The sequence below is a fragment of the Bacillus sp. FH genome (assembly GCF_052216825.1).
GTDB classification, from domain to species: Bacteria; Bacillota; Bacilli; order Bacillales; family Bacillaceae_G; genus Bacillus_A; species Bacillus_A paranthracis.
This window is the reverse complement of the sequence record NZ_JBQOUU010000007.1, coordinates 1-16,050: the sequence shown is the minus strand read 5'-3', so window position 1 is coordinate 16,050 and position 16,050 is coordinate 1. Positions and strand designations below refer to the sequence as shown.

Sequence of the window (16,050 nt, the reverse complement as noted above, 5' to 3'; positions counted from 1 at the left end):
TATAATGAATTTATTAGTAAGGGAGAGAATATGAAATGTTCACTAATAATAGTCCGGAGAATATATTACATACAGCTTATGAAGCAAAAATGATTTCGTCTGGAGATAATTCGCCATCTATAAAAATAAAAGGAACGAAACTTCAATATTTACTTGTATTGATTCATCTTGGTTTTGAGTCAAATGCTATAAAAATGATGTTAAATTGGACGAATGATGAATTTGAAAAGCGTGTTAATTTATTAGAAGCAGAGGGGCTATTGAAACAAATAGGAGGGAGGTACTATCCAACGTGTATGATTATAACAGTTTGTGAAGGAGAAAAGCTTTATAATCTTTGTGAACCTCTAATTAAACCAACACTTAAGATTTTTGAAAACTATTCAAGTCATATTGAAGATATTTCAAAAAGAATCGACACGTTTAATCATTTATCTAGAGAATCTTATAGTCTTTTATTGTATAGTGGTGTGTTATTAGATTTTGGACAAATAAATTACATTGAAGAAAACTATTTAAAAAAGAAACGACCTTTAAGAAATAAGAAACGATATTATTATGCTATTCAAGAACAAGAACTAACAGATATAGAGGCTTTCGGGATGTATGGTAATACGTATTTAGATTTAGGAGAAGTTCAAATTGGTCTTTATGGAAATTCTCGATATTCAACATTAAATTTAATAACAGCAGATAACGAAACATTTAAAGAATATTTTCAAAACAATAGTACCGATATTAATTATAAGAAAAAACAATTAGTAAAAGGTTTCGTAGCAGCAGATAGACAAAAAGACTTACATTTAAACGTAGTTTACGAAAAATTAGGCTTATATCAAAATTCACAACCTGTTATCCCTGTATTTAAATCAACAGACTTATTTATACTTACCGAAATTGCAAACACAATCAGTGAAGATTTAGTCTTATTATTCAATGAAAACGATAAACCTTTAAAACAATACTTTGCCAGCAGCAGATACTCAAAAGAAATTACTTATGAAGAGTTTTTTATCTGGTGGTATCACTTTTTCTATACAAAAGTAACTGAAGAATTAATAAAACAAGGTGTAATTATAACAAGCACACAAAAAAATCAAACGTACATAATCCATCAATAACTTTAAATTAAAGTGTTAATATACATTTACAAATGTAGCAGCTGAACGGTAAAATCTGAATTTAAAATCTAATATAAAGAAAATAAGATATTCAAAGAGGAGAAGAGCCATGCAAAAGAAATTTATCAATCCAGAAACGATGCCACCAACTTTTGGATACTCACATGTAGTGGAAGTTAGTAACGCTAAACGAACGATTTACATATCTGGACAAGTAGCAATTAATATAGACGGTCAAATTGTTGGAATTAATGATTTAGCTACACAAACACGACAAGTATTTGAAAATATTAAAATCGCATTAGAAGCGTCAGACTTAAATTTCAATGATGTAGTAAAATTAACATTTTTCTTAACAGACATTTCTCAAATGGCCGTTGTTAGAGATATTCGAGATCAATACATTGACACTAATAATCCGCCAGCAAGTTCAGCTGTCGAAGTTAGAAAGTTAATTAACGATAACTTATTAATTGAAATCGAAGCAATTGCTGTAGCAAACTAATTTTAAAAACTTATTATGAATCATATCCATGCAATTCGTTTAATGTGTTCATTTAAAACGAATTGCATTTTTTATTGTCTTAAATATAATTTATATCTGGAGACATTATCATCAACAACTCATAAAACAACAACAAATAAGCACACAATTGATTACACAGAATGAATCTGATGAAAAGGGAAGCGTAACAATACAAACTAACGTATAATAAGTTTATTACTTTTATCCAGTTAACATAATATATATTATAGGCAGTTATAGAACCAAAGTAATATCAGGTATCAAAATACAAGTAAACTATACTTAATGAGACGAAACAGAGATTTTTAGTGAGATTCACATAAAATCTTCTTTAAACGAATTTATACAGTTTTTGTCGTTTTTTAGTTATAAATTCATCACAGCAAATCTTAATCGATTATTGATTAAGATTTAACGAATCAAAAACATTTTTTGATCAGTAACAATTTTTTTATGCAGAAAAATCTTTTTACAAAATATAAATTAATAATTTTATTTTATGTTGTACTTTATAAATTTATTGCTATTTACACACGTTTTACAACTTTACATTATTTCTTGTTATTTCTGTTATTTACGCTTGACTTTTATTATTCGTATTATCTTACACTCTAGTTAACATAACGTTTATTTTTAACATAAAAAAATCTCCCTCACCTTCAGGAAGATTTTTTAGCTTGCTAGTATTTCATTTATATCTTTTTAGTAGCAATCCCAGTTGTAAATAACATTGGAAAAATCTAGATTTAACAAATCTTCTTTTTTAATAAAGAAATTAGCAACACCAGAATCTCCCCACATAATATTTAATGAGTCGTCTGTATCGATTTGTAGTAATAATATATCATGTTGTTGGTATTTTTCTTCCCATTCCCTTGGATCTGTCTGTGTAAAAAATGGATAACCACCAATTTTATGTCCGAAATCTTTACATAAATCATCATACAGTTCGCCTAATTCTGTATTATTTTCTTCATCAACAATTTCTTCCCAATCAATATCCTCACTAAACATCTTTTCAAATCGATAATCTCTAGATGTTATGGGTTGATAATCTAATTCAAATTGTAATTTTGCTGCTTCAGGTATGATAAAGTCTTCTATTTCTAAAATGTTTAAATAACTAAAATCAGTAATTACCTTATTTAAATCTTCAGTAATTGTAGAATGATAAATAATTCGAAAGTCTTTTTGGATTGTTGGGTGATCAAAATCTGCTCCATAAAGCTCATCATCAGTACTTACGAAAAACTGCAATATTCCTTTTTGGGGCATATATTCAACATGCGGAATTTCTTCAAAGTTTAATTGCGCAAGTAACATCATAGGTTGTCCATTTGAATCTTTAGGATGCTCTTGATCTATAGGTAAATACGGATAACCACCAAACTTACTCTCAAAAAGAGTTGTCTCTGCTTTCGTTCCAGTCACTTTAATATACGGTTTTACACTTTCTTCTAAAATAGTACGATACTGTTCTAGTTCTTTCGGAATTTGAAGTTGATACGTATTTTTCATCACATTTGCCTCCCTTTCATAATGAATTGAAAATGCCTTACTTAATTATATAGCAAGAGATAGCTTCATGAAAAATTGTTAAAAGTCCGTTTTCACCCTCGTTTTTTGCGCACTTGCTGGACAAAGTAAATTATGTTCTAAAACCTTTTTATTAATAGTTCGAATTAAATTCGCTGCTTCTGCAGTATTTGTATTTTCTTTTAGTTTTTCTTTTAAGTCATCAATTTCCTTTGAAATCTCAATCCATCTAGGTAAAACATGATTATTTTTCAAAGTTCTATACAGTTGTTTTTCAGGATTGTACGAAAGATCTTTATCAAGATTCAGTGGTTTCCCTTTACCAGGTAAATTATCAAAAGACCCTTTCTTTTCTGCTTCTTTAACGATAGAACTAATATGATCCTCATACGTATAGGACCAAACTTTCTCATCTTTTACTAAAATCTCTTGCTTTTTTAGTTTTTTATCTAGTTCTTCTTGATTCATAGATTCTCTCTCCTTTTTATTTTTTAGTGTCGTTTTTGTAAGTTCTAATGCCCTTAATCCATCGAATAGCTTTTCTCGCCACCACACGCTATCATGTCCGCCTTGAAACTCTTCATAAGTGGTTTGGTATTTCTTTTCTTCTAAAGCTCTATATAGCCGTTTATTAGCCGTTAAAAGAGGTTCGTTTTCAAGTTCACCTACTGCTATGTAAGAATTGAGATGAGTCGTATTAAAATCTATTGATGAAATTTGATTTTCAATCCAAGGAATTGTATTTTCGTAATTATCCTTTTCCCAATGTACGGATCCAGACATTGACAACACATTTCCGAAAATATATGGATTTTGAAGTGCTGCATAAAAAGCTGCTAGGCCACCAAGACTGAAACCTGCAATTGTTGTATGTTTCGCTTCTTTATGCACACGATACTTAGCCTGAATCCACAGAAGTAATTCCTTCGTTAAAAATGTATTCATTTTATCGTTATAAGTTAGCTCTTCTAATCGATCAACAGGATCTATAGCAACAGCAATACACGATGGGATTTCTTTTTCGTAAATTAAATAATTAAGTGTTTTTGTGATTGAAAGGTCATTAATGAATGAATTCCCATCAAATACAATGAGAAGTTCTTGAAGATGTGAAGTGTGAGAATAATCATGAGGCGTATAAATATGAATTTTACGTGTGTTATTTAAAATCGAACTATAAAAAGAATATGTTTCAATCTTTCCGGATGGATAATCATTTGAAGGAAAACGACTGCTATACTGCACTTCCATATCTATTTTTAACACAGACGCTTTATTGGCACCTTCTCCAAATACATTTTCATTGAATGGGTCTAGTCGGTACTGTTCACTACGCTTTCTCCAATCATTTTTGAAAAAATCATTTACTGTAAAATAATAAGTTGAAATGAACCTTTTATTCGTCCTAAACGTAATATACCAAATATCTGTCTGTAACAATCGTTGTAATTGATTTACAGACAGATCCCAACCAGGAAAACTACCGACTACATAAACATTTTCAGTATTTTGATCACCTAACCATATATACGTTATAAGTTTATACTGATTATCTATAGGACATTGTTCTACTAGTGGTGTATGATTTGACTTGATTTCATCCAAAAAAGTATAAAGAGCTTTTTCGTTTCCATTCTTTAATTGATTTTTAAGCTTCTCTAACTTAGGACTGATTATTGTAGTCACCTCTCTTCCTCCTTTGTAGTATTCTATATGTAGTTTTTCATTAGAATCCCTATATAAAAGTAGTCGTAAGTTATGTGTTTAGAGAAGTTATTGATTAGAAAAATGATCAATTGCTTGAATAGAAAGTTCCAATGATTTTATTCTTCTTTCTAAAAGAGTTCTTTGAGGACTCCCGAGCTTTGACTTAACATAAATCTTTTCAATTGATGGAAGCAAACCAATTAGAACATTTCGAGCGTCTGCTAAATCCTCTTGCGTGTAATGATGGGTTTCTTGATTCCAAATACTTTCTAACATAGCTAAGCCGATACTAGCTGCTTTGAGTCTTTTTTTCACTAAAGTAGTGTTTGAGCCTTTTTGAGTCATTTGAGATAGCGCATTTTCAAGTTTACGGATTGTTGACTGTAAAGATTTAATTGATTCTACTTTATCTACATTTGATATGTTTTCCATATTAAACCTGTCCCTTCTTCGTTTCTAAATTAGTTTTCTTGATATTTGATAATACCATTTAGAAGCGAATTTTACTCGAAATATTTGAGTTGGACATGAATTGAAAGGAAAACAGCTAACAAACTTCTATCTCCTCCCTCACACATTCTCTATATGTACTTCTTTTTTCTCGTTAAAATACCTACATGGACAAGTTGTTAATATTGAATATTTTATGAACAAAAAACGTACAAGTAGCACCGCTTGTACGTTTTTAATCAGTAAGGTAATAAAGTAATAACTTTCGAGTCTTTTCATAATTCATGAAATCTCTATACAAAATGGGATACTTCATAATCTCTGTTTCTAAAAAACGATATTGTGGAAACCACTCAAAAAACGATTTTCTTAACCACTTTATTTGTTGAAACGTAATGTTCTGTATGTTTCCATTTAGTATAGAATTTAAAGTAGCTGCTGTATGCATCCAATAATGATTAAAATCAGCGTTTATACAATCATCTTCGGTAAATTTACTTTTTAAGTCTCGCTGCAATTTTGCTGTAGCACGATAAGGAAACGGTTTATGCAGTGGACTATGCATTTTCTGCAATTCATTAAAAATAACCCTTTTTCCTAACTTCAACTTTCCACCCCTTTAGTTTTCTATCCAATTTAATAAGTTTTCATAATGATATTGAGCATCTGTATAGCCAAGATTATATAAATTAACGAGCTTTTCTTTACTTCTTTCTATTCCGCTTATTGGAAGCTGTACGCTAGGCTGAATAATATAAAAGTTGTCTTTTTGTTCTATTTGATTCATATAAGATATCGTCTCATTATAAAAACGATAATGTTCTACTAAAGATTGTGCGATATTCGGATATTTCCTATATAAAATTTTAGCTAGGCCAGAAAATTTATTTCGTTGCTTCTCATATCCTTCTGGTTTTGTCATAATTACAACGTTCTTTTCATAACCATCAGTTTGCGCTTTTAAAACCGGAATAGGATCTATAATTCCTCCATCTAGTAATTTTCGATTATCATATTCTACAGCAGGCGCTATAAACGGCACTGAGCTAGATGCACGAATGATTTTTAAAATATCATTTCCGTGTTCTGCTTTATTATAATAAATAGCTTGTCCTGATTCGCAGTCAGTCGTTCCTATAACAAACTGTTCATTTGAGTTTAAGAAAGTTTGAAAATCAAATGGTACAATTTTATTAGGTACTTCATCAAATAAAAAATCCATTCCGAATAATTCACGTTTTCGAATTAAATTTCGATAAGATATATAACGATGATCTGCTACTAACTCTGTATTTACTTTTTTATTTCTCCCTTTTTGACGTGATAAATAAGTTGCTCCCATACAAGCTCCAGCGGATACGCCCACTACATAAGGGAAAAATAAGTTCTTTTCCATAAAATATTCGAGTACGCCTGCAGTATATAAACCTTTCATTCCTCCGCCTTCTAATACTAAACCGATATTTTTCATGCTATATCCCTCTGCTTCTTTTTTCTTACTTACATATTAGCATAAGATATTAAGATGAGGTTATATAAAAGGATTACAACAATAGCCAGAAACTACTAATGTAATATCATAACTTCACACCGAGTTGCATGGTACAATATAAGTAACACATTCCACAAATAATGGAGGAGGAATTTCCTATGGGTTTATTTAGCGGTATTTTAGGAAATGCATCAAATACGAGTACAGAAAGTGTAGAACGTGATTTAGAGAAGATTATGTTAGACGATGAGAAAGTTGAACATGCTTATAAATTAATTCGTGATTTAATTGTATTCACAAATCGTCGTCTTATTTTAGTAGATAAACAAGGAATATCAGGTAAAAAAACTGAGTATCATTCAATCCCTTATAAAAGCATTACACAATTTAGCATTGAAACAGCTGGGCATTTTGATTTAGACGCTGAACTTAAAATTTGGGTATCTAGTTTGAGCACGCCAATTACGAAAGAATTTAAAGGTGACGATAGTGTTTTAAGCATTCAAAAAGCGTTGGTAACATATACGACGAAATAGTGTATTTTTGCATGTTTATTCATTTTAAAAATTACTAATCCGATTATTTTGGAAGAATATACATCAAAATTGTATATTTAATCTAAAATAACATAAAAAGGTAAAGTGTATTTTAAACGCTTTACCTTTCTTTTTTGTAATAAATAAGTGTAGTTTTATCATTTAATTTCTTAGTTACTTCTGTTCTTTTATATCCCATCTTTTCGTATAGAAAACAATTTCTTTCTTCTTCTAAAATCGTAGCAAGTTCAAAACTTCGTGCTTCTGGAAACATCTCTTCAATTAAAATAAGTACCTTCTGAGCAATTCCTTTCCCTTGATAGATTGGATGAATAAACATTGGACTGATCCAAAATTTATAAGGTAGTTCTTTTTGGGATATACATATCGCTCCAACAAGTTTCGAATCTATTATCATCTTATAAAAATTACTGCTGGGATTATTTATTCTAAATATAGTTTTTTCAATAGATTCATTTGCTGGGTTTGTTTCATAGTCTTTATATTTATGTAATAAAGGGTTAAATGAGTCTATTTGCATTTGAAATAAAACTGCTGCATCACTTTCTGTTGCCTTCTCTAATGTAATCTCCATGTTACCAATTTAGTCGTTTTCTTAATGAAGTTATATGAGCTGTATGATGACGACCATGCCATGCATATAGTCCAATTGCAGCAGCAAGTTTTGTTTCACCAGTATCTGGATGGTTAAATGTCTTTTCTAAATCTTCAAGTTCTAAAGAATATAAAAGGTTAACCCATCTTTTATGTAATGACTCTAACATTACTAATGAAACATCTACTGGTAATTTAGAATCAGGTAATTCTGCCCACTTTTCTTCTTTATATGGTTTAATCGTTGGATTCTTTTCTGTTAGTGCTAATTTAAAGCGTATGTAGCTATTCATGTGGCTGTCAACAACGTGATGGACTACTTGACGAACTGTCCATCCACCAACGCGGTACGGTGTGTCTAACTGCTTCTGATCTAAATCTTTAATAGCTTTCGTTAGTTCATTAGGTAAATCTTCAATTTCTTGAATCCATGTATCTATCATGTCTTCCGTTATAGGACGTTTGTATGTAAATTGCCCAATTGGATATCGTAAATCATTCATGAATAAGTCCCCCTTCTTATAAGCGCGAAGTATTTCTCCAAATATAATGTACAAAATTCACCTGTTCCCCATTCAATTGTACAGATGTTGTATCTGCTTCGTTTTGATAAGAAGAAAACCTGCTTTTTTCTAGTACAATTTGTGATGCAAGATTATTAGAAGTTGTTTTAGCATGAACCTCATTAATTTCATTATTTTTTGCTACGTCTAAAATTAATTTTACGGCTGCAGTTGCAACTCCTTTTTTAGTAAATTTTTCTCCGACCCGATAACCTAACGAACTGATTCGAGTCTCCGAATCTATATCTATTAAATTTATTCTTCCTACAATTTCATTTTCTTCGTTACGAATTAAATAAAAATAAGATTCTCCATCCGCCTGTTCTATTAATAAATCATCTAGTAGTTTTTGAAAATATTCAAAATCAAAATATTGCGAGCCACGATTAGGTACCATTGTTTCAAAAAAAGACTTATTCGTAAGTTCAAACGTAAATAAATCCTTAGCATCGTGTTTCTTTAATTGTTCTATGTATATTTTCATTTCGATTACCCCTTCTATATCTACTAACTGTTATATATTCTTTTTTAATCAACTATTTTCCTGCTATTTCTTTCGTTTTAATAACACAGCAAGTAGCACTTTTGGATGAAATAGGTGAAATGGACTACGAATTAAATTCATCACTCGTACTAACCGAATATAAACATCAGAATTACTTGCGGATAGTCGATATATTTGTTTCGTGTACCATAGCTGAAATTTTTGTTTTGTAGTTAATTCTCTCTGTAGCTGCGGGTGACGTGATATTTCCGTTGTTGTCATATCCCAAGGGGTTTCTATTATAGTAGCTGCCTTTTTATAAAATTGTTTTGTAAATGTTTTATCAAGTTGTTTTCTACCTTGCAGAAGTAATTGCAACTGGTGAGCTTCCATAGCTGCAACGGAAACACCTTGACCGAAAACAGGATCAAAACGACAGTGTGCATCTCCAACGACTAATAATCCTTCTGGCATATTTGTAGTGAGATCAAATCTCCGACGTACTTGATAAGGAATTTTATACGTTTTGATATCTGAAATTGCCTCCGCTTTATTTAGGAAATCTGTAACATTGGAGATTGATAGATTTTCAGCAAAATTATAAAATTCCTCATCTGTTTGTGGTGCTTTCTCACTTGCATACCCGCTGAAAGTAACAAAATAACGATTATCCTCAATCGTTTGAATAAGAACACCATGCGGATTGTCAGGGAAACTTGGAGACATTAGCATATTACAGCAGTCTAACTCCTCATTTTCTTTAAGTTTAAACATTTTCGTTGCGTAAAATAAATTAATACGAACTTTCTCTTCTTGTACTTCAATTTCGTATTCTCGTAGCCACTCTATACTTTTTGAACTAAATCCACTTGCATCAACAACAATATCTGCATGTATTTCTTCTTGTATGCCTGTCTCTAAACATTTAACTTTTACTCCACATACTTTGTTAGCCTTTCTGTCTACTATTAACCCTTCCACTAGTGTTTTAAATTTACTGGTGATATTTGAAATTTGATGTATTCGTTTTTGAATATGCCATTCAAGCAAAAACCTACTTTGTTGAATCATATGTACTTCTCCTGTGAATGGCTGTTTCCATAAACCAAATTGATGCCATTTTAAATCGCGAGTAAAGTTATTTACGATACTACCTGCTTCTATTAATTCGTTCGTAATATTTGGAAACAATTCCTCAATGGCGTTTTCTCCGCCTTTTAATAACACATGAGGATGATTACTTTGTGGAACTCTTTTTCTCGAAGACTTTCCATCCCATCTTTCACCAGCTTCTATAATGATTATTTCTTTAAAAGAAGTTGATAATGCTTTTGCTGCGAACTTTCCTGCCATACTTCCACCAATAACGATAGCCTTATTAAACATGTTTTCCCCCTTAATAAAAAGAGATCCTGCCTTGTATGAATGAAACAGGATCTTAAACAAATTAACTTCTTTATCATTATACTTAAAATACATCAGTAAATTGCAACGTTAAAATTAAAATACCTAATCCCCATACGTAATACGCGAATACTTTTAAAGAGTGACGTTTTAAATATTGAATCATCCATGAAACGGCTATGTATCCAAAAAACGCTGCTGATAACGTTCCGACAATTAAAGATGTACTAGAAATAGATTCTGCTTTCCCTTGAAAAACATCTGCAAATTGCAAAATGATAGCTCCGACAATAGCTGGCGTTGATAATAAAAAGGAAAAGTAAGCAGCGGTTTCGCGGTCTAACTTCCTCCATAATGCAGCGACGATTGTCATACCAGAACGAGAAATAGCCGGAAAAATAGCCGCTGCTTGAAATGAACCAATGATAAATGCATCTTTATATGTAATGTCATCCATTTTTTTACGACCATTCTTTTGTTTATCCGCCATGTAGAGGAAGAATCCGGTCACTAAAAACTCCCAACCAATCGTAATACCTGTTTTTGAAATATCCTCAAAAAAGTCTTTAAATAACAACCCGATTACAACCGCAGGTATCGTCCCAACAATAAGTAGTAGCATTAGTTTTGAAAATGGATTTTTGATTAAATATATAAATTCTTTTTTGTAATAAATAAACACTGCAAGTAAAGTCCCAATGTGCAGCATCGTATCTAAAAACAATCCTGCTTCATCTAATTGAAACAAATGCCTTCCTAAATAAAGATGACCTGTACTACTTATCGGTAAAAACTCTGTTAAACCTTGTACGATCCCTAATATAAAAGCTTCTAACCAATTCATGATGGTCCCCTTTCTTGTTTGCTTGTACCAATATATGAAGGTTAAATTTTCGATATGAAAAAAACTGTATTTCTCTATGAATTTACTTTTAATTCATGGATATATATGTAAAAAGAGGTAAGGAGGCTTACTATGTGGCAACATACGAAATTCGGCAATGTATTACTGTGGGTAGGACCTATCCTTGTATTTGTAGGGTTATGTATGACAAATGTTATTTCTGATATTCCTTTCTTTTTTGGAAAACATAAAACAATTGGAATTGTACTTATATGTATAGGTGTAGTTTGTTTTATTGCTGCTAATCATTTAAAAAAAGGAGAAAAATATGGGGGCTAAATCTAAATAAAAAACAATCCCAGTATATGTGCTAGGATTGTTTTTTTATTGCTTATTTATAGAATACTTTATCAACGTTATATTTTGCTTTGTATTCATTAATGATATATGTTTCGTAAATTTCTCTTTCTGTTGGATCTTCTACGATACATGCATCAATGCGGTATACTTCATCACGGTGATTTTTAATTGGAGAAACATTGTCTTCGAAATGCTTCTTAATACGTTGTCTAATTTTACGAGCTTTACCTACGAAAAGTAGTTCGTCATTAATATTGTAAAACATAAAAATGCCGCCTTTATCTCTAGGGAACAAGTGGAAATCGATAAAACCATTGATTGGCGTAATTCTTGGCTCGTCTCCTCTAATAACTTGTTTACGTTCAGTAATTGTAACATCAACTTCAGGGATACTAATTTTAATCAAGTTCATTCACGTCCTCTTTTATTATAAAGATAAATAATAGCATACATATGTAAGAAAAGCTACGTTCATAGCCATATTTCATTTTATAATTCAAATATTATAGGTGTATCATATAAACTCTTCTTCCAAATTATATGATCACTTGATTCTCCCCAATAATCTTTCAGTACATAACTAGGCTCTCCAAACTTCTTCGTCCATATACTTTGTGCTTTTTTGTAGCCACTATCTAAACAGAATTCTGTTATTCCTCTGCTAAGTAACGTAAGAAACATTGTGTTTAGTAGCAAACTTCCAATACCCTTTCTTTGATACTCTGGCAGTATAAAAACAGTTCCTATTTCATACAAATCCTTAAGTACACCGCCTGTACAACTATTAATCAATGTACTTGCTGGACCAACTTCAATTGTACCAATGATTTTATCGTTATTTGTATCTATTGCTAATAAAAAGTAACGTTTTTCTCCATTACTATCAAAATCTGTTTTCAAATATTGCTTTTTCATGTCAATTTCATTTTCTATGTCATCCAATAGTTGTGATAATCCTTCGTCTTTATATGTATTCGTAATAACTATACGGAAAAATAAGTGTAGTTCCTCTAAATCATCCGAATTTGGTCTCCTAATTGCAACGTTATACATGTTTTAAGTCTCCATTCCATACAAGTGTTAAAACCATACTCTATATACTCTATTCAACAATATTCTACAAAGCCCTGCATAGATCCAGCAGTATAGAAAGCTCAGTATAAATATTGATAAAATAATTTTTATATCCATAGTTGTATGAATAGTAGGACCAAGTACTGGAAAACGGAAAATATCGAGAACTATCATAATTCCTATAAGTAGACAAATTGCAGAAAAGGAAACAACCCAAATTCTCCTCTTGAATTGTATAAAGGAAAGCCCTAAGGCTATACCTAATAAACCTGTAGTAAAAGGAAAAACAATTAGTTCACTTGGCTCAATAATAAATAATAGGAGAATAGTAAGGAAATAAGAAAGTACTCCCTCACGAATAGAGTAGCAAATCGCCAAAAAAATTGGTAACGTCGCAAAAGGGCTAATAAATAACCCTATACCAGGAATTAAGTTACCTGCTGCTTGAAACATGGTGGCCAAAGCACTCATTAAAGCTGTAATGACTACTTTATTTGCTAGGGATAATTTTCTTTTATGAACAAAGTCCCCATTATTCTTTATCATAAGTTGACACCAATAACGTACAAATCGATTCATCAAAATACCCCCTAAAGATATCTCATCCATCACTTTCTATCTTATTCATACACTAGTGGTTTATGAGCTGTGTTCTACTTGTAATGAGTTACTATACAATAAAAGGCTTTTAGGGGGAGAACTTGTACGTTTTAAAACAAAGGGAATTCCTTGTACGATTAAACTACGAGTGTATATCGTATTAAGGGATAATTTCAAAAATGGTACCTTTGTTAAAATCAGTTACTTTCATAGAACCGTAAACTCCTAAATATAACCTAGTTTGATCCAAATTTGTTCCTAAACTCATATAATAAGCTGATTGCGTACCAAAATCATAATCAGTTTCAATAACATGAAAATCAGTATGTTTACCATCTGTACCTGCTCTAGTATATGCTAATACACCTTTAACTGGCGGCCGAGACTCTTCTTTTCTAGCAAGGTCAGTAAACACAACACTACCATGTAAATTCGGGATTGCAGTTCCCATATATGGTTGAACGCCTGTTAGTGAAGTTCCTCCAAACTTATCCGGTCTTGGATCTTTATGAAAATAACTAATGAGTGGCTGAATTCGCTTCACTGATGTTTCTATTGTTTCATTATAATAAGCCATTGTTCTCTCATCAAAAGTAGGATTTTCAGAACAGTGTTTTATAAAAGAAGTAGGCAATTCTCCTTCCCATCCTCTCCAACCAAAATTAATAAATCCATCTTGATTTGAAGTGAGTCTCATTACATGCATTTGAACAAGTTCGGTAACCCGGATTGGTTTATATTGAACAAATGAAAAAATAGACTCTACAATATCCTGTCCGACATTACCTGCATATTTAATATACTGATTATAAAACCTTTGGAATGAAATACCGGTTATATTACGAACACCTTTCGCAATTACTGTAAGTGTTTCTTGTATAGATAGAGGAAGTTCATTAAAGCGTGTAACGACTGGAGGATTATTTATGAATGTATTTTTACTTACATCGATTTCAATAATTTTACCTGCTATTTCTAAATCATCTTGGCTTAAATTGAACGGATCATAACCCGAGCCGCCATCTCCATTTGTAAAAACAAGTTTCCCCGTCTCTGGAGAAAAGTTTAAAGTATTTACTCCATTATGATTAAAAAATGGGCGTTTTATATTAAGTAATGTTCTACGTTTTTGAGGGTGACCGTTTGATTGTAAAATCCATTCTTCAATTGTATCGATATGATCATATTGCGTATCTCTATTTAGCCATTTTAAATTTAAAGTTTTCGGGTCACAAGGATTCGGTTTAAATTGTTCAGAAAGTGCACTAGGTCCTTGAGTGCCAGCGACAGAATAATGAAGATAAAATAAACCGTTTTGATAAAATTGTGGATGAAATGCTAGTCCTAGCAATCCTCGTTCATCATAACCACTACTAGAGACACCTTCTTCAGATGTGCCTAATTTTATAATTCGCGGACGAATATTTAAAAATGTTTTTATGACGCCATCTCCTATGTAGAAAACCTCTCCTAATTGCGTTGCAATAAATAGCCTTTCAGCCGATTCACCTGGAAGAATTGCTGTTTTTATTACAGTGGGTAAATTGATGTTATGAACAATGGGTCGTAAACGAACTTTAACTTTTGTCAATTAACTTTACACCCCTTTATATTCTTTTTAATAGAAGAGTATGATTAGAGGGATCTTATTAGTATCAAAAAGAGAAATTCCTTTTTATTACAATTTTGTATATAATATAATTATAAATAAACTAGGAGGGCTACTTATGACACTTTTACTACAAATCATCTTACCGCTTATATTTGCACTATATTTATTTACCCTCTATCGTAATACAACTATTGGAAAAGCTGCTTTTCTTTTAGCGGTCATTATTGGGATTTTTGGATTAGAGAACATTTTTCAGCATGCTAATCTAACAGATCATGCTATTTATCCATATTGGGGCAGTTTGAAGGCTGTTGTTATTATTTTATCAGTCGTATTTCTATTTAAAAAAGATGGTTTAACAAGAAAATATTGATTTATAATGCTGTACATATTTTATTGTTAAACTGCTTTTAATTTATAAAAAAGAAATGTTTATGTAAAAACAAGAAGGGATGTGTTACATATGTCTATAAATATTATTTCTATAGTTTCTATAATAATATGGATTGTGTTGATTACAGAACTTATAAAACCTTCAAAAGAACAGAATGGACGAAAAATAGTAATGTTATTAACTGCTGGTTCCGCATCAACACTTATTTTGACGATTTCATTTATTCAAAATATCTCGTTTTGGGATTGATAGTGATATAACTAGCAAAAATATGTATGCATAAAAAAGATTAGGACCGTACATCTCTAATATGTACGGTCCTTTTGTTTACTAGCGGTTCACTTATAAGTATTACAACTTGAATTTCTTTTTAAGATTCTTATATTTTCTATACGAACGTCTAACAATGTTTAACATAAAATACGGAATTTTAACAGGGAAAGGCAATTTATAAATGAAAGGCAAATAAAATGTAAAATATGCCTTTTCTAGATCTCTCCACTTACTATCTTCATTTGTTTTTAAGAAATCAGATACATCGACTACATATCCCCTTCCTTTTTCCATCATCACATTTTTCCCGTGAACATCGCAGTGAAGCGGCGCACGAAAAACGCGAAAGCGTTTCACGATAAATGCGAAAACTAGAGAACGGACAATGAGAGGCTCGGTTAAATACCGGCTTGCACAACCGAACGAGTAGGTTACATAACCTAACCAGAAGTTACATAG

19 protein-coding genes and 2 pseudogenes are annotated in these 16,050 nt (G+C 31.3%); 6 read left to right on the top strand and 15 right to left on the bottom strand.

Features of this window, described 5'->3' with window-relative positions:
- Positions 1-35 precede the first annotated feature (35 nt).
- Together ACTT1L_RS16315 and ACTT1L_RS16310 are read left to right on the top strand one after the other, a co-directional pair.
- On the top strand, positions 36-1,121 hold the full coding sequence (locus ACTT1L_RS16315) for a hypothetical protein (RefSeq protein ID WP_442821996.1): 1,086 nt from the start codon (positions 36-38) through the stop codon (positions 1,119-1,121).
- A 109-nt stretch (positions 1,122-1,230) separates the two neighbouring features.
- Positions 1,231-1,626, top strand: a complete 396-nt coding sequence (locus tag ACTT1L_RS16310; RefSeq protein WP_047956312.1) for a RidA family protein — start codon at positions 1,231-1,233, stop codon at positions 1,624-1,626.
- A 723-nt stretch (positions 1,627-2,349) separates the two neighbouring features.
- On the opposite strand, the gene ACTT1L_RS16305 is transcribed toward ACTT1L_RS16310, so the two are convergent.
- The 5 genes from ACTT1L_RS16305 to ACTT1L_RS16285 form a co-directional block, all read right to left on the bottom strand.
- Positions 2,350-3,165 carry a YwqG family protein gene (locus ACTT1L_RS16305; protein WP_000799819.1) on the bottom strand — a complete coding sequence of 272 codons (816 nt, stop codon included), beginning with the start codon at positions 3,163-3,165 and terminating at the stop codon, positions 2,350-2,352.
- A gap of 78 nt (positions 3,166-3,243) precedes the next feature.
- A complete protein-coding gene (locus tag ACTT1L_RS16300) occupies positions 3,244-4,869 on the bottom strand; it encodes a DnaJ family domain-containing protein (RefSeq protein ID WP_071741651.1) in 1,626 nt (541 codons plus the stop codon).
- 87 nt (positions 4,870-4,956) lie between these two features.
- Positions 4,957-5,322, bottom strand: a complete 366-nt coding sequence (locus ACTT1L_RS16295) for a hypothetical protein (protein ID WP_000428034.1) — start codon at positions 5,320-5,322, stop codon at positions 4,957-4,959.
- 253 nt (positions 5,323-5,575) lie between these two features.
- Positions 5,576-5,947: a YxiJ-like family protein gene (locus ACTT1L_RS16290; RefSeq protein ID WP_046199133.1), complete on the bottom strand. Its 372-nt coding sequence runs from the start codon at positions 5,945-5,947 to the stop codon at positions 5,576-5,578.
- Between the two features lie 12 nt (positions 5,948-5,959).
- Entirely contained in the window at positions 5,960-6,811 is an 852-nt protein-coding gene (locus ACTT1L_RS16285; RefSeq protein WP_000789269.1) for a patatin-like phospholipase family protein, read from the bottom strand.
- 179 nt (positions 6,812-6,990) lie between these two features.
- Between ACTT1L_RS16285 and ACTT1L_RS16280 the strand changes: the two genes are divergently transcribed.
- Positions 6,991-7,368, top strand: coding sequence for a PH domain-containing protein (locus ACTT1L_RS16280; RefSeq protein ID WP_000522480.1), 378 nt, complete (start codon positions 6,991-6,993; stop codon positions 7,366-7,368).
- Positions 7,369-7,489: 121 nt separating this feature from the next.
- Here ACTT1L_RS16280 and ACTT1L_RS16275 read toward each other — a convergent pair.
- From ACTT1L_RS16275 to ACTT1L_RS16255, 5 genes and pseudogenes are all read right to left on the bottom strand, one after another.
- A pseudogene (locus ACTT1L_RS16275) lies at positions 7,490-7,963 on the bottom strand (GNAT family N-acetyltransferase); the annotation flags it as partial.
- Between the two features lies 1 nt (position 7,964).
- On the bottom strand, positions 7,965-8,486 hold the full coding sequence (locus ACTT1L_RS16270; RefSeq protein ID WP_000999059.1) for a YfiT family bacillithiol transferase: 522 nt from the start codon (positions 8,484-8,486) through the stop codon (positions 7,965-7,967).
- 16 nt (positions 8,487-8,502) lie between these two features.
- Positions 8,503-9,030 (bottom strand): GNAT family N-acetyltransferase, encoded by a 528-nt coding sequence (locus ACTT1L_RS16265; RefSeq protein ID WP_242231050.1) that lies wholly within the window; start codon positions 9,028-9,030, stop codon positions 8,503-8,505.
- A 63-nt stretch (positions 9,031-9,093) separates the two neighbouring features.
- A complete protein-coding gene (locus tag ACTT1L_RS16260) occupies positions 9,094-10,416 on the bottom strand; it encodes an FAD-dependent monooxygenase (protein WP_048557891.1) in 1,323 nt (440 codons plus the stop codon).
- An 82-nt stretch (positions 10,417-10,498) separates the two neighbouring features.
- A complete protein-coding gene (locus ACTT1L_RS16255) occupies positions 10,499-11,278 on the bottom strand; it encodes an undecaprenyl-diphosphate phosphatase (protein ID WP_076868892.1) in 780 nt (259 codons plus the stop codon).
- 132 nt (positions 11,279-11,410) lie between these two features.
- Here ACTT1L_RS16255 and ACTT1L_RS16250 point away from each other — a divergent pair, with 132 nt between their 5' ends.
- Positions 11,411-11,617 (top strand): hypothetical protein, encoded by a 207-nt coding sequence (locus ACTT1L_RS16250; RefSeq protein ID WP_061130441.1) that lies wholly within the window; start codon positions 11,411-11,413, stop codon positions 11,615-11,617.
- 52 nt (positions 11,618-11,669) lie between these two features.
- On the opposite strand, the gene ACTT1L_RS16245 is transcribed toward ACTT1L_RS16250, so the two are convergent.
- From ACTT1L_RS16245 to ACTT1L_RS16230, 4 genes are all read right to left on the bottom strand, one after another.
- Positions 11,670-12,050, bottom strand: a complete 381-nt coding sequence (locus ACTT1L_RS16245; protein WP_001048949.1) for a nucleotide excision repair endonuclease — start codon at positions 12,048-12,050, stop codon at positions 11,670-11,672.
- Between the two features lie 77 nt (positions 12,051-12,127).
- A complete protein-coding gene (locus ACTT1L_RS16240) occupies positions 12,128-12,691 on the bottom strand; it encodes a GNAT family N-acetyltransferase (protein WP_048557892.1) in 564 nt (187 codons plus the stop codon).
- Positions 12,692-12,718: 27 nt separating this feature from the next.
- Complete coding sequence (locus ACTT1L_RS16235; RefSeq protein WP_001079219.1) at positions 12,719-13,291, bottom strand: hypothetical protein; 573 nt, start codon at positions 13,289-13,291, stop codon at positions 12,719-12,721.
- Positions 13,292-13,472: 181 nt separating this feature from the next.
- Entirely contained in the window at positions 13,473-14,903 is a 1,431-nt protein-coding gene (locus ACTT1L_RS16230) for a PQQ-dependent sugar dehydrogenase (RefSeq protein ID WP_257807759.1), read from the bottom strand.
- Between the two features lie 136 nt (positions 14,904-15,039).
- On the opposite strand from ACTT1L_RS16230, the gene ACTT1L_RS16225 reads away from it, so the two are divergent.
- Positions 15,040-15,297 carry a hypothetical protein gene (locus tag ACTT1L_RS16225; RefSeq protein ID WP_071741648.1) on the top strand — a complete coding sequence of 86 codons (258 nt, stop codon included), beginning with the start codon at positions 15,040-15,042 and terminating at the stop codon, positions 15,295-15,297.
- 90 nt (positions 15,298-15,387) lie between these two features.
- Positions 15,388-15,567 (top strand): hypothetical protein, encoded by a 180-nt coding sequence (locus tag ACTT1L_RS16220; RefSeq protein ID WP_000026321.1) that lies wholly within the window; start codon positions 15,388-15,390, stop codon positions 15,565-15,567.
- Positions 15,568-15,669: 102 nt separating this feature from the next.
- Here the strand turns inward: ACTT1L_RS16220 and ACTT1L_RS16215 are convergent.
- Positions 15,670-16,050 (bottom strand): annotated as a pseudogene (locus ACTT1L_RS16215) (hypothetical protein); the annotation flags it as partial.